This window comes from Metabacillus schmidteae (genome assembly GCF_903166545.1).
GTDB classification, from domain to species: domain Bacteria; phylum Bacillota; class Bacilli; order Bacillales; family Bacillaceae; genus Metabacillus; species Metabacillus schmidteae.
On the sequence record NZ_CAESCH010000002.1, the window covers coordinates 792,899 to 807,724 of the forward strand.

The 14,826-nt window shown below is 35.1% G+C and carries 12 protein-coding genes; 9 read left to right on the forward strand and 3 right to left on the reverse strand.

Annotated features, from left to right (window positions below):
* Window positions 1-218 precede the first annotated feature (218 nt).
* Window positions 219-392: a hypothetical protein gene (locus HWV59_RS24670; RefSeq protein ID WP_175640618.1), complete on the forward strand. Its 174-nt coding sequence runs from the start codon at window positions 219-221 to the stop codon at window positions 390-392.
* Window positions 393-521: 129 nt separating this feature from the next.
* On the opposite strand, the gene HWV59_RS24675 is transcribed toward HWV59_RS24670, so the two are convergent.
* The 3 genes from HWV59_RS24675 to HWV59_RS24685 all read right to left on the reverse strand — a co-directional run bounded on the left by HWV59_RS24675 (window position 522) and on the right by HWV59_RS24685 (window position 3,388).
* A complete protein-coding gene (locus HWV59_RS24675; protein ID WP_102228704.1) occupies window positions 522-1,121 on the reverse strand; it encodes a response regulator transcription factor in 600 nt (199 codons plus the stop codon).
* Window positions 1,122-1,131: 10 nt separating this feature from the next.
* Window positions 1,132-2,241 (reverse strand): sensor histidine kinase, encoded by a 1,110-nt coding sequence (locus tag HWV59_RS24680; RefSeq protein WP_102228705.1) that lies wholly within the window; start codon window positions 2,239-2,241, stop codon window positions 1,132-1,134.
* A 145-nt stretch (window positions 2,242-2,386) separates the two neighbouring features.
* Window positions 2,387-3,388, reverse strand: coding sequence for a fatty acid desaturase (locus HWV59_RS24685; protein ID WP_102228706.1), 1,002 nt, complete (start codon window positions 3,386-3,388; stop codon window positions 2,387-2,389).
* 226 nt (window positions 3,389-3,614) lie between these two features.
* Here HWV59_RS24685 and HWV59_RS24690 point away from each other — a divergent pair, with 226 nt between their 5' ends.
* From HWV59_RS24690 to HWV59_RS24725, 8 genes are all read left to right on the forward strand, one after another.
* Complete coding sequence (locus HWV59_RS24690) at window positions 3,615-5,417, forward strand: sensor histidine kinase (RefSeq protein ID WP_102228707.1); 1,803 nt, start codon at window positions 3,615-3,617, stop codon at window positions 5,415-5,417.
* A complete protein-coding gene (locus tag HWV59_RS24695; protein WP_102228839.1) occupies window positions 5,398-6,981 on the forward strand; it encodes a response regulator transcription factor in 1,584 nt (527 codons plus the stop codon). Before HWV59_RS24690 ends, HWV59_RS24695 begins: the two co-directional genes overlap by 20 nt.
* 20 nt (window positions 6,982-7,001) lie before the next feature.
* Window positions 7,002-8,333 carry an ABC transporter substrate-binding protein gene (locus HWV59_RS24700; RefSeq protein WP_102228708.1) on the forward strand — a complete coding sequence of 444 codons (1,332 nt, stop codon included), beginning with the start codon at window positions 7,002-7,004 and terminating at the stop codon, window positions 8,331-8,333.
* Window positions 8,334-8,622: 289 nt separating this feature from the next.
* Window positions 8,623-9,576, forward strand: coding sequence for an ABC transporter permease (locus HWV59_RS24705; RefSeq protein ID WP_102228840.1), 954 nt, complete (start codon window positions 8,623-8,625; stop codon window positions 9,574-9,576).
* Between the two features lie 20 nt (window positions 9,577-9,596).
* Window positions 9,597-10,475 carry a carbohydrate ABC transporter permease gene (locus HWV59_RS24710; RefSeq protein WP_102228709.1) on the forward strand — a complete coding sequence of 293 codons (879 nt, stop codon included), beginning with the start codon at window positions 9,597-9,599 and terminating at the stop codon, window positions 10,473-10,475.
* Window positions 10,476-10,524: 49 nt separating this feature from the next.
* Complete coding sequence (locus HWV59_RS24715) at window positions 10,525-12,129, forward strand: ABC transporter substrate-binding protein (protein WP_175640619.1); 1,605 nt, start codon at window positions 10,525-10,527, stop codon at window positions 12,127-12,129.
* Between the two features lie 133 nt (window positions 12,130-12,262).
* Complete coding sequence (locus HWV59_RS24720) at window positions 12,263-13,741, forward strand: glycoside hydrolase family 32 protein (protein ID WP_175640620.1); 1,479 nt, start codon at window positions 12,263-12,265, stop codon at window positions 13,739-13,741.
* A 23-nt stretch (window positions 13,742-13,764) separates the two neighbouring features.
* Window positions 13,765-14,742, forward strand: a complete 978-nt coding sequence (locus HWV59_RS24725; RefSeq protein ID WP_175640621.1) for a carbohydrate kinase family protein — start codon at window positions 13,765-13,767, stop codon at window positions 14,740-14,742.
* Window positions 14,743-14,826 lie beyond the last annotated feature (84 nt).

The following is a 14,826-nucleotide window of genomic DNA, read 5'->3' on the forward strand; positions in this document are numbered from 1 at the left end:
TCAACAAAATTAGCCTATTTTTAGGGATTCCTTTACATGCTGAAATTTGGAGTTTTTTGATGAATAGTTTTGAGTCTTTTCATGAGACTTTTGGGTTCTAGCCGTTTATAATAAAGCATATAATCATTTTTACTAATAGATAATTGAAAAAAACCTTTGTTGAAACACTTTAAATTCGTTTCACACAAACCTATTTTAATAGAAAGGTGTGTCATAGAATGGAAGCTAATATAAAAAATCCAATTACTGTTGACTCAACAATTTCATTAAAGGGAATTGTTAAAGCAATCTTTGATAATACCGTTCATATCCAAATTGGCGGGAAGATTATTACAATGCCAATCACAGATTTTAACCTATTAAAAGGGGAAACCAATAGTCAATCAAACTAAATGATTTCTTTATATAAAAACGCAGCGTATGGACTAATACCATTTACGCTGCGTTTTTCTGTATCCTGCAAATTGCTTAAGCTCTAATTTAATAGATAATAATTAGATATATTCTATTAAATCATCGTATTATTTAAACCAGCCTTTTTCCTTCGACTGAGTAATAGCCTCTATTCTATTTTTTACATCAAGCTTTTCTAGAATTGTTGAAATATAATTACGTACAGTCCCCGTTTTAATGCTAAGTTGATCAGCAATTTCCTTTGTGTTCATTCCTTCTGCGACTAAGCCAAGGACTTCTTTTTCGCGTTCTGTAAGAGGATTTTCTTCACTATATAAATCATCCATTAATTCAGGAGCATAGATTCGTTTTCCATCTATGATGTTTCGGATTGAATTTGCTAATTCCTCGCTTGGGCTATCTTTTAAAAGATAGCCTTTAACTCCTGCTTTTAGGGCACGTTGAAAATAACCAGAGCGGGAGAATGTGGTGAGGATAATGACTTTGCAGTTTTTATCTTTTAAATGTTCAGCAGCCTCCAGACCTGTCATACCGGGCATTTCAATGTCCATAATACAAATATCTGGCTGAAACTCATCGACAAGTGCGAGTGCTTCTTTTCCGTTACTAGCTTTTCCAACGACTTCCATATCTTCCTCTAAATTAAGTAATGAACCTAAGGCGCCTAATAGCATTTGTTGATCTTCAGCAATGATTATTCGAATCATACATATCCTCCTATTCAGTTTGTTTCACAACATGTGGAACGGTTATGATTAGCGCTGTACCATTTTCTGTGAATATATGAAGATGACCATTAACAAATTCAAGGCGTTCTTTCATCCCCGCTAGTCCGTTTCCTTTAGTAAAATCAGTGGATGCATTGCCAATTCCATCATCACTTATTTTCAACTTAATTTCAGTTTGCGTTTGTTCTAATGAAACAAAGCATTTAGTTGCTTTACTATGTCTTACAACATTTGTAACAGCTTCCTTTAAGCACATGCTTAATATGTTCTCTGTTAATAACGGGACATTCGTTACTGACATATTCTCATCACTTACTAATTTAATTTGAGCAGCTTCTAAAATTTGTTTAACATGTGTCATTTCTTCTTTTAATCGTATCCCACGCATTTGTGAGACCATGTTTCTAACTTCATTCAATGCTGTACGAGCAGTTTGTTGAATGTCCTTCATTTCATATTTTGCTTGTTCAGGATCTTTGTGAATAATCCTTCTGGCTAAATCACTTTTGAGTCCGATCATCGACAGTTTTTGTCCTAATGTATCATGTAGATCACGAGCAATTCTTTGTCGCTCCTCTAAAATGACTAATTCAGAAATTCGTTTGTTGGCATCCTCTAATTTTTCTTGCAGTTTGTCACGTACTTTTCGATTATAAATACTAAAGGGTAAGAAGATAACACTAAGACAGCTAATGATAACAAAGGGTAATTGTTTTAATAATAATTCCTCATGTAAAACAATACTAAAGTTAATCGCCACTGCTGTTGCAACTAAATGAATAATATATAGTGTCAAAAAGGAAACCCGAGCTTTTATACTTCCGATAAAATATGCAATATAAAAGGAAAAGTAAAAATAATTAAACAAATACGTAGAAGTAAAGGAAATGCCAATAAGAATGATTGCCAGAACATAAACTCTCCAGCTTTTAGCGAGAAAGGCATACCGAAACGTGATGAAAAACATAATCGTTAGCAAAATACCAGCAATTATTTCAGCTGTAGAAGATGATTGGAAAATAAAATAAAATGGTAAAATACTTAAAAAAGTCCATATATATGGGGAGATTCCATTGCTTTTTTGAATGATTCGTTTCATTTATTGAACCTACTTTTTAAAGATTAATTTTAATAGTATTTTATCATATACATTAATTTAATGCGTTAAGAGGATGACTGGTTAGATCATCAATATCCGATAAGAAAATAGGATATATGATGATCTAAGAGTCATCCTCTTTTGGTTAATTATTTTGGTAACTTCTTATTGCATTAAAGCCTACAAAGCGTTTGTTATGAGCATCCCATAACTTGAACTTTAAGGATTGTAAGCTGGTAGCCAAGGTGATCGTTGGTACATTTTGCAAGGGCTCGGTATTATTATGGGCTTCCTCCAACTTATAATTTGGAACTCTGGGACTTAAATGATGGACATGGTGATATCCAATATTGCCTGAAAGCCATTGTAAAAGTTTTGGAAGTTTATAGTACGAGCTACCTTCAACAGCAGCTAATACGTATTCCCATTCTGCACTTTCTTCATAATAAGAATCTTCAAATGTGTGTTGTACATAAAAGAGCCATATACCGAGTGAACCTGAAACCATAAAGATTGGTACTTGTACTAAAAGAAACGGTACTGTACCTAGTGCCCAACATAGAAAAACGATTATAGCTGCTGCTGCAACATTTGTTAAATACGTATTCAGACGTTCTTTTTTTCTAGCACCTTTTTTATTAAAACGATTTTTAATTAAGAACTGATAAATCGGCCCAAGACCAAACATCACAAATGGATTACGATAGAGTCGATAACCTATTTTACGCCATGTAGAGGCAGCTAAATACTCATCAATCGTTAACACCCAAATATCGCCGGTCCCACGTTTGTCAAGGTTACCGCTTGTTGCATGATGAATGGAGTGATCATGTTGCCACTGACTATATGGAAATAATGTTAAAATACCAGTAATCGTTCCCAGCACTTTATTCGCGGTTCGATTTTTAAAGAACGAGTAATGACAACAGTCATGGAAAATAATAAAAATCCGTACAAGGAATCCTCCTGCGATGACAGTAAACGCAAAGGTAAGGAAATAAGATATACTTAAACTTTGATACGCTAAAATCCAAAGGATAAAAAACGGTCCAAGTGTTGTAATAAGTTGCCAGATGCTAGCTTTTGTATTTGATTTTTCATAGGGAGCAACTTGCTTCCTTAAGTTTCTTTGCAATTCTTTACTCATCTTTTTAATTCCCTTCATGATTTGTAACTTAATTATATAGTGAAGATATAAAATAATGTAGACATAGGTGTCATAGAGAGAGTATGACAAGTGTCATATACCTCATTACATCAGCAATATATATTTTAGGTTTCTGTTCTATATTATATTCGTCTTTGACTATTCAAAAAAGAAAATGAAAGGTGTATATTACTAGGTAATAGAATGTTAGCTTTCAGGAGGAACTATGTTTTATTCGCTTAGGAATAGACTACTTTTAATTTTTACATTATTGTTAACGGTTCCATTCTTACTTTTATCCATTATCATTCCTTCATGGTTTACCTCGATTATTGAACAACAAACGAAGGATTCAACCATTGAAATGATGGATCAATATTCTTTGTACATTGATTCCATTACAAATCAGGCGGAAGATCTCGGCAAACAAGTTCTGGTGAGTCAGGAAACACAAGATTGGCTAAAGGTTGAAAAGGAGGATGAGACAACAACTAGTTCACAAAAATTATTGATTAAAAACCAACTTAAAATGCAGTTATCATCCATGATGATAAACAATTCAAATAATATGTCCATTTCTATTTTTCTTAACGATGGGACCGGGACTTGGGGCAATAACCCTTCCCTTCAGGAAACCGAATGGTACAAAGACTTTTTAGTAAATGACCAAAGGTGGATGAATACTCATATTGACTCCTTCCAACTTTATCAGGAAATGCGGGAAAGAAACTTGAATAGCTATCTCATCCCTTTGTTTGATATGAATATGCTGGAGCTATCCGGGATTATAAAGGTAAGCTTTCCATCTTCTTTACTAGAAACGGCATTAAGTAAAATTAAGCTCGGTGAAAATGGCCGAGTATACTTATTGGATGGAGAAGGAGTTAATGTTTTACCTGGAGATGTGCACACTCCAAAGGATGTCCTAAACAAAAGTCTTAAAAATGTCAAAAACGGTTTAGAAAAGGGATTAGTAGAAGTGAACCATCATGATGAGGAATACCTTGTTTTCTTTCAAAAGCAAAAAGTCGGTGATTGGATTTTAATAAGTGAAATAACAAAGTCAGAGTTATTTGCAAAAATTGATCAACTGCAAAAGAACTTGCTCATAACAAGTGCCCTTATATTTATGTTGACCATTCTTACCTCTTATTTATTGTCTTCTAATATTGTAAGTCCATTAGGGAAGTTAACTAAAGCTATGAAATTTGTAGAACGTGGAGATTTCAGTGGGGCAAAGCAGGTAATGCCTTCAATAAAATCTCATCATCATGAAATAGGTTATGTGATAAAAGTATTTGATCATACGATTGAACAATTAAATCATTTAATCCAAACGGAGTATGAAGCAAACATTCGGAGAAAGGATGCTGAATACAAAGCTTTATTGTTACAAATAAATCCTCACTTCTTAAATAATACACTTGAAGTCATCGGCGGACTAGCTCTTCAAGGTAAAAAGAAAGAAGTCATGAATGTTAGTATTTATTTAGGTCGTATGATGAGATACTCATTAAACACTCGAACAGATGTGGTGAAATTAGGTGAGGAAATTTCCTATATTCGAAGCTTTATAGAAATACTAAAATTAAGATATGAAGGTGCACTAACGTGTGAATTTGATGAGGACGAGAATACGAAATCTATCTCCATTATTAAATTTATCATACAGCCTCTAGTTGAAAATGCAGTCAAGTATAGTTTTATTCACCATACAGAAGCGGAAATTAACATAAAAACAATGCTGCAAAATGGTCAATTATTTATCGTCGTAGAAGATAGAGGAATTGGAATGTCAGAAGAAGAAATAGCGAACATATGCCATTCTGTGGAAATTGATGGAAAGGATTCTGCTTTAGATAGTGATGGTCAAAGTATCGGTCTTAGAAATGTGCTAGGGAGATTAAGTTTATATTATGGTTCTGACTTTTCTTTTTCAATAGAGTCTGCAGTTGGTCTTGGAACAAAAATTACCTTAGGGATAAAAGTAACTGAGGGGGCTATACATGATGAAGGTAGTGATTACTGATGATGAAATACAAATTCGCAAAGGGCTGAGAATGAAAGTTGATTGGGAAAAAGAAGGCTTTCAGATTGTAGGAGAAGCTTCTAATGGTAAAGAAACTCTTGATCTTTTGAATTCAACCGATGTGGATATTGTGATCACAGACGTGAGAATGCCGATCATGGATGGGATTGAATTTGCTAAACGAGCAAATCGCGATTATCCACATGTAAAAGTTATTGTTTTATCAGGTTACTCAGATTTTGAATACGTAAGATCCTCACTTGTCGAAGGTGTTAAGGATTATTTATTAAAGCCTGTCGCACCGGATGAATTGATTCAAGCGCTAAACAGAATTCGGAGTGAGGTTGAGCAAGAAAAGAGAAAAAAGCTTGAAACAGAGAAAATGAATAAGTTAGTTCATACTCAGTTAGAAGAAATGAAACAACAATATATTCTTCATTTAGCTAAAGAAGAATTGATCGAGATAAATGTTACACTAGATCGACTACAACAATTACAGTTAAATGAGTTTACTAGTAAAGATGTAACTGTTCAGTTTTTCACAATCGAAATGAGAACAAAAGATACTCAAGCTTTAAAAGAACTATGGATCCCGTTTATGATGCTATGCAAGGAGATTGCGGGGGAATATGAAAACACTTATTGTTTTTATGATGCGAATTATAAAAATATGCTTCACTTTATCCATAGAGTTGATCGTGATAAAGGTGAACAAATAACTTTAATCGTCGATAAGGTTCAGAAGTATGTAAAGATGTATTTAAAGATGGAGACAGTTGTGGGAATTGGAAAGATTGTAACAGGATTAAAAGAATTTAAATCAGGCTATATATCTGCTTTGTTGTCTTGGAGTCAGAGCAAACTTGGATCACATTCCCAAATAATAGACGGTACAATCAATCAAGAACTGTATGAGTTTTCACCTGATGTTGAAAAAAGGTTGGTAAACTCGATAGAAAATGTTAGTATACAAGATTTCAAACATAATATGAAAGGAATCTTAGGTGAGACAAACAATCAATCAATGATGTCATTTTCATTTGCAGCAAGCAGGGTACTGTTTTTATTAAGCTCTTTAGCTACTAAATATAATCTAGATACAACTGTACGTCATCATCTAATATGGAACTGTCAACAAAGTATATGGCAACTAAATACACAACAAACTGTGATTGATCAGCTGATAAAGCTGGCAGGACACATTATTAAAAAAATTCAAGAAGCAAGATATTCTTCAAACGGATCAGAGATAGTAGCAAATGTGCGCGAGTTTTTAAAAAAGCATTATGCCAGCGAAATTTCATTAACGTCGTTATCAGAGCAATTTCATATAAATAGTGCATATTTATCAGAGTTATTTAAATACCATGTTGGACAAAACTTCAGTGACTATTTAATCCAATTAAGAATTGAGAAAGCAAAAGAATTTTTAATAGACAGACAGTTGAAAATTATCGACGTAGCTTATTTAGTTGGTTTCTCTAATTCAGGTTATTTTAGTACAGTTTTCAAGAAACATGTGGGAAAAACACCTGCTGAATTTCGTAAAGAGGTCACTAAATAATTGCTTAGGAAGGAAATGCTATGAAAAAAAGAGTTGTCATTATTGGTTTTATTTTTTTCATAATAGCGATTGCCGGATACCTGTTTTCTCTTTTTCTTGCTTACAATAAAGACCAGAATATCATTCATGAGGAGAGTGAAGATATCATTCAACTTCAGTTTTGGAGAAATTATGGCACGAAATTAGAGAATGATGCTTATAAGAATCTAATTACATCATTTGAGAAGAAACATCCGCATATTAGAATTAATATGGTTTCAGTCCCGTATGGAGATTATGAATTAAGGTTACGAACTGAAATTGCTGCAGGCAGTCCTCCTGATATTATGTCAATAGATAGTCCAAACCTGGCCCTTTATGCGCATTCTGGTTCGTTATTATCGATAGATCAATGGATGAAATCTGAAGGTAATATTGATGATTTTCCACCTTCAACCCTTGAAGGTTTAAAGTATAACGGAGAAATTTATTTATCTCCAGTAGTAGAGTCCGGAGTCGCTTTGTTTTATAATATCCATTTGTTCAAGCAAGCGGGCATTCCAATACCTTCACAAGACCCGAATAAACCTTTGACATGGACAAAGGTACTGGAAATTGCTAAGGAACTCAATGATCCAACTAAAGAGATCTTTGGAATAGATCCTGCCCAAGGATTTAGCGACGGAGAATCTCCAGCCTATTTTAAGCTCCCGCTATTATGGCAATTTGGTTCAGATGTGTTAGATCTGGAGGCAAATACAGCAGAGGGATATTTAAATTCTGATCAGGCTTTAGAGGCATTACAATTTTATCAAGATCTTTATCATAAACATAAAGTGGCTGCTGTAGAACTGCCTCCCGATCCTTTTGTCTCAGGACATCTTGCTATGTCTGTAATGGGCTCTTGGACTTTAGCTGATTTTGAAAAGAATTTTCCGGAATTTAAGTTAGGAGAAGACTTTGGAGTTGCTCCATTACCTAAAGAAACGTATCAAGTTACACCAAATGGAGGGTGGGCTCTAGGAATTTCAACAAAATCCGAGCACCCTCAGGAAGCTTGGGAATTTATTAAATATGTAACTAGTTTTGAAGGCTCAGTGAAATATGTAGAAATGACAGGGGACTTGCCTGCAAGATACTCGGTAGCAGATGAATTTTCAGAACTCAATAATTATCCGAAAAACATTTTTGTTCATCAAACCCAAAATTATTCTGAAAATCGGCCGGTTACTCCAGTGTACCCTGTCATTAGTGATGCTATAAAGGATCTATTTGAAGATGTTGGTATAGGTGGAAAGGACGTTGAAACATCTGCAAATGAGGCAGTTAAGAAAATAAATAAGAGTTTACAAGATATAAAAAGTAGAGAGTGAGGCTGTCCAATAGGCAGCTTCTTTTTTTTGGTGAATTAATGGAATATAAAAATTTTGTTCATTTTAACATCCAAAAATTTTATATATCAGGATCCAAAGATATTAAAATAATCATCATTTATCATTTGATATAGTTGAAAACACAAAGATAAGAAAAAAGAATGACGGAAGAAAACAGTTGAAGGGATTTGTATTAATAAGTTTGAAATCGCTTACCTAACCTGTTTTACAACTAATTAAAGTCATTTTATTTCTAAAGGGGGTTAATAGATTGCAAGATTTAACAAATGTGAAGAGTGATGCCCAACTACCAGTTCAAGCTGTGAAAAACACAAAACTTAAAAGCAATATTGAGTATATCAAAAAAAATTATTTTCTTTACTTACTTATTGCTCCCGCTGTTATTCTTACGATTATTTTTAAGTATGTTCCAATGTATGGGGCCATCATTGCCTTTAAAGATTTTAGTACGGTTAAAGGAATTTTAGGAAGTGAGTGGGTAGGATTTAAGCATTTTGAGGATTTTCTAACCTCTCCAAACTTTGAAGTTATTTTTATGAGTACCCTTAAGCTTAGCTTGTACGGGTTACTACTCGGTTTTCCAGTTCCGATTATATTAGCCTTGATGTTGAATCAGGTTAGGAGAAACGCAATTAAGAAAAATGTTCAGCTGATCTTATATGCACCAAATTTTATTTCTGTCGTTGTTATTGTCGGAATGCTGTTTATCTTTTTATCACCGACAGGTCCAATCAACAACATCATTTCATTTATAACAGGAAAACCAGTTATGTTCATGTCAGAGCCGGAATACTTCAGATCCATTTATATTTTATCGGGCATTTGGCAAGCAGCAGGTTGGTCAGCCATCGTTTATGTAGCAGCATTAGCAAATGTAGATCCAGAGCTTCATAATGCTGCAACAATTGATGGAGCAAATATTTTACAACGGATCATTCATATTGATTTGCCTACATTGAAACCGTTAATGGCAATTATCTTCATTCTAGGTGCGGGAGGAATTATGGCGATTGGTTTTGAAAAGGCTTACCTCATGCAAACGTCAATGAATATACCTACATCTGAAATTCTCCCAACCTATGTTTATAAAGTAGGTTTACAAGCGGGAGATTATGCGTATTCAACTGCTGTTGGACTCTTTAATTCTGTTATTAATGTCATATTGCTCGTTGTCGTCAATTTTGTTGTGAAAAAGTTAAATGAAGGTGAAGGACTATATTAAGTTGAAAGGAGGATTTTACAATGATTAAACACACACGTATAGATCGAATGATTTTATCTTTAAATAGCATTTTCTTAAGTTTAGCGGTTCTCGTTGTTTTAGTTCCCTTGGTTTACGTCGTTATTGCCTCATTTATGGACCCTACAGTTTTACTGAACAAAGGTTTATCTTTTAATATCTCTGATTGGAGTCTTGAGGGATACAAGCGGATATTATCAGATGAAGCAATGGTGAGAGGGTTTTTAAATGCCGTTCTATATTCTGTTGGATTTTCAATTATTACAGTTGTTGTCTCTGTATTTGCGGCTTTTCCATTATCCATTAAAGGTTTTGTAGGGAAAAATGTCTTTATGACTCTCTTTCTTATCACGATGTTTTTTAGTGGAGGATTGATTCCAACTTATTTAGTTGTCAAAGATTTAGGAATGTTAAATACGATTTGGGCAATATTGCTTCCCGGAGCTGTGAATGTGTGGAATATTATCCTGGCAAGAACCTATTTCAAGGGAATTCCACATGAATTACATGAAGCAGCCAAGGTTGATGGAGCATCGGATTTACTTATCTTTTTCAAAATAGTATTACCGCTTTCCAAACCTATCATCTTTGTTTTGGCACTATATGCTTTTGTTGGCCAGTGGAACTCATATTTTGATGCAATGATTTATCTTGAAGATCCAAACCTGCATCCACTTCAGCTTGTTTTACGATCAATCCTAATTCAAAACCAGGCTGAACCTGGAATGATAAGCGATCAGCTTGCTATGGCTGAATTGGCAAAAGTTTCTGAGATGATTAAGTACTCAGCTATCGTTATTTCAAGTCTGCCGTTAATTGTGATGTATCCATTTTTCCAAAAGTATTTTGAAAAGGGTGTTATGGTTGGTTCATTAAAATAATGAATCAATTAGCTATAGATAATAAATCTACTATTTTGGGGGTTAGTTTATGAAACATGTAAAGAAAATGGTCTATTCTACTGCTGTTGCGATGTTGCTGCTATCCGGCTGCAGCAGTAAAAATGTCTCTTCTTCAGAGGACTATGAGCTTTCTGATATCTCTTTTCCATTAAAAGAAGAGGTTACACTTAAATTTTTGACGCAAAGTTCTCCATTAGCACCAAAGGATCCAAATGAAAAATTAATTTATCAAAGATTAGAAGAAAAAACAGGCGTCAATATTGAATGGAAGAACTACACGAATGATGTGTTTGTAGAAAAAAGAAACTTAGCAATAGCAAGTGGTGATCTTCCTGACGCAATTATGGATGCTGGTTATGGGGATTATGATTTATTAAAACTAGCAAAAGATGAGGCCATCATTCCTGTTGAAGATTTGATTGATCAATACATGCCAAATCTTCAAAAAGTTCTAGAGGCTGCTCCTGAATATAGAGCGATGATGACGGCTCCAGATGGACATATTTATTCTTTTCCATGGATTGAAGAACTAGGTACAGGGAAAGAGAATATTCATTCTGTAGATGATTTTCCATGGATTAATGTCGAGTGGTTAGATAAATTAGGACTGGAAATGCCAACAACTACAGAGGAATTAAAAGAAGTGCTTAAAGCCTTTAAAACACAGGATCCAAATGGAAATGGTGAAGCGGACGAAATTCCGATGTCATTTATTATTAATCATGGGGGAGAAGATCCAGCTTTCTTATTCGGTTCCTTTGGACTTGGGGATAACTGGGATCATACAGTTGTAAGCAATGAAGGTGAAGTATTATTTACCGCAGCTGATGAGGGCTACAAAGAAGCCATCTCCTATTTTAGTGAATTATATAAAGAAGGATTAATAGATGTAGAAGCATTTGAGCATGATTGGAATACCTATTTAGCAAAAGGAAAAGATGAACGTTATGGCATGTATTTCACTTGGGATAAAGCAAATATTACAGGCATGAATGAGAAATATGAGTTAATGTCTCCATTAGCAGGTCCTGATGGTCATGTAAATGTGGCAAGAACAAATGGTATGGGCTTTGACCGCGGAAGAATGGTCATTACAAGTGCAAATAAAAACCTGGAACTTACAGCAAAGTGGATTGATCAATTATACGACCCACATCAATCTGTCCAAAACAACTGGGGGACGTATGGTGATGAATCTCAACAAAATATTTTTGAATTTGATGAAGCAGCTGGTATGTTGAAGCATCTGCCGTTAGATGGAGCTGCACCTGTTGAAGTACGCCAAAAAACAAGCATTAACGGACCTTTGGCGATTTTAGATGAATACTATGGCCAAGTTACAACAAAACCAGATGATGCAGCATGGAGACTGGACTTAATGAAAGAAGTCATGGTCCCATATATGAAAGCAGAAAACACGTATCCAAAAGTGTTTTTCTCACTAGAAGAGTTGGATAAACTTTCAGAAATTGAAACAGACCTATTTGCTTATGTTAATAGAAAAAGAGCGGAATGGATGACGAATGGAAAAGTAGAAGAAGAGTGGAATGAATATTTAGCAGAGCTTGATCGTTTAGGTCTACAAGAGTGGTTGGAAATTAAACAAACGGGATATGATCGAAATCAATCTTAAAAGTAAAAGAGGCTAACAACTAGCCTCTTTTATGGATGGGGATCGAAATCTGCCGCTTGAAAGAATATCTGTGAAAGTTGATAGATTCCTCTTCCAATCGTAACAATTCTCATAAAAAGGAGCTGTAAAAACAATGACTCAAAAATTAACTGAAAAGTATCGCCCGCAATTTCACTTTTCACCGGAAGAAAAATGGATGAATGACCCGAACGGTATGGTGTTTTTTGAAGGCGAGTATCATCTTTTTTATCAATATCATCCATCAGATAAAATTTGGGGGCCAATGCACTGGGGGCATGCGGTGAGTAAGGATTTAATTCATTGGGAGCATTTGCCGGTTGCCCTGCATCCTGATGAGCACGGCACCATTTTTTCGGGAAGTGCCGTTGTTGACTGGAATAATACAACAGGTTTTTTTGACGATGAGCCAGGTTTAGTAGCGATCTTTACGCACCATGATACGTATCCGGAAACTGGAAAAGTTCGTCAAAGACAAAGTATAGCTTATAGTTATGACAAGGGAAGAACGTGGGAAAAATATGAGGGAAATCCAGTGTTATCAGATCCTTCAATGACCGATTACCGTGATCCTAAAGTGTTTTGGCATGAGCCTACAAGTAAATGGATCATGATTCTTGCAACAGGACAATCAGTTACTTTGTATACATCTCAAAATCTAATAGATTGGGAATTTGCTAGTCAATTTGGTGATCATGATGGCTCACATGCAGGGTTCTGGGAATGCCCTGATCTCTTTCCATTACCTGTTGACCAAGATCCCGGCAATCAGAAGTGGGTCATGATTGTAAGTATAGGTGATACTGGGGAATTTAGTGAAGGTTCAAGAACTCAATATTTTATCGGGGATTTTGATGGGACCATCTTTAAAAATGATAACGATGCAAAAACCGTGTTATGGCTTGATTATGGCAGAGATAATTACGCAGGTGTTAGTTGGTCAGATATCCCTGAGTCAGATGGAAGAAGAATTTATCTCGGTTGGATGAGCAATTGGAGATATGCCAATCTTGTTCCAACGAACGATTGGCGGGGGGCGATGACACTACCGAGAGAATTAAACTTGGTTTCGACTCAAAATGGAGTTCGATTGATTCAAAAACCTGTAACAGAAGTAAACAGTTTAAGAGAAAAATGTTTCAATCATGATGAAGAGGTAATAGTCAACACCCACCCGTTATCCATTACTCTCGATGATGCTTTACAGGAAATTAATTTAGAAGTTGAACATATAGATTCCTCCGTTTTGAATTGTGTCATTATACATTCAAATACAGAGGAAACGCTGATTCGATATGACGCTGAAAAGGAAGAATTTACTGTTGATCGCACAAACTCAGGTGAACATAGCTTCTCATCTTCTTTTCAAGCGATACAACATGCACCTTTATCAATGGTTAATAACCGGATAAAACTGCAAGTCTTCCTTGATACATCATCAATTGAAGTATTTGCAAATGATGGAATCGCAGCAGTTACTAGTTTGATTTTTCCAACTGAAGGAAGTAAAAAACTAGAATTATCATCACAGCGTGGAAGTGTAAAAATCCACTCTCTGCAATTAACAAAGCTTACTTCCATTTGGTCTGAGTAAGTTAAGGAGAATAAGTAAGGAGGTTGAACACAATAGGGCATTCAGTTATTTGTATAGGTGAATTATTGGTTGATTTTTTCTGTAAAGACGTGAACATTGATTTAATAGAAGGACAAAATTTTGAAAAACAAGCCGGAGGAGCCCCTGCCAATGTATGCGCGACTATTGCATCTTTGGGGGGAGATGCTATGTTTTGCGGAAAGGTTGGAACTGATCCGTTTGGGTATTTCTTGAAAAAAACACTTGATAACGTGAATGTTGATACATCCATGCTTTTATTTGATAGAGAGCATACTACCACCCTGGCGTTTGTATCATTACAGGGTAATGGTGAACGTGACTTCGTCTTTAACCGGGGAGCAGATGCGTACCTCCATGAGAAAGAAATAGACAAAACGGCATTTAACCAAGCAGCCATTATTCATTTTGGATCTGCGACTGCACTATTGGACGATCCCTTTCGCAGCACCTATATAAACATGATGAAACGAGGAAAAAAAGAGAGAAAGTTTATTTCGTTTGATCCTAATTATAGAAATGATTTATGGAAAGAACGTACCCCGCAATTTATCGAATTCACTAAAGAAGCGATCACTTTAGCAGATTTTGTGAAGGTAAGTGAAGAGGAAATAAGGATTATCACGAAAAAACATGATGTAACAGCAGGAATAGATGACCTTCACCAATTAGGAGCATCCATTATATCCGTTACATTAGGAAAGACCGGAACTCTTGTATCGAATGGAACCAGAAAAGAGCTTATTCCAAGTATTGAAATAAATGCGATAGATTCAACTGGAGCTGGTGATGCATTTGTAGGAGCTGTTTTATTTCAAATTTCAAATAAGGAAAATCCTTATGAGATCGTCCATTCTTTTCAAGACTTAAAAAATATCATTTCCTTTAGTAATAAGATTGGGGCATTTACTTGTACTCAAATAGGGGCAATATCTGCTGTGTCTAAATTACAATCCAATATTGTGTATGAGGGCATGAAGTGAATATGAGAGGGATGAAGGAACGTAGCCTTAATCCCTTTTCTATTGTGAATTAATGGAAGCGTTTACTTTATTAGGGGAGCTGTG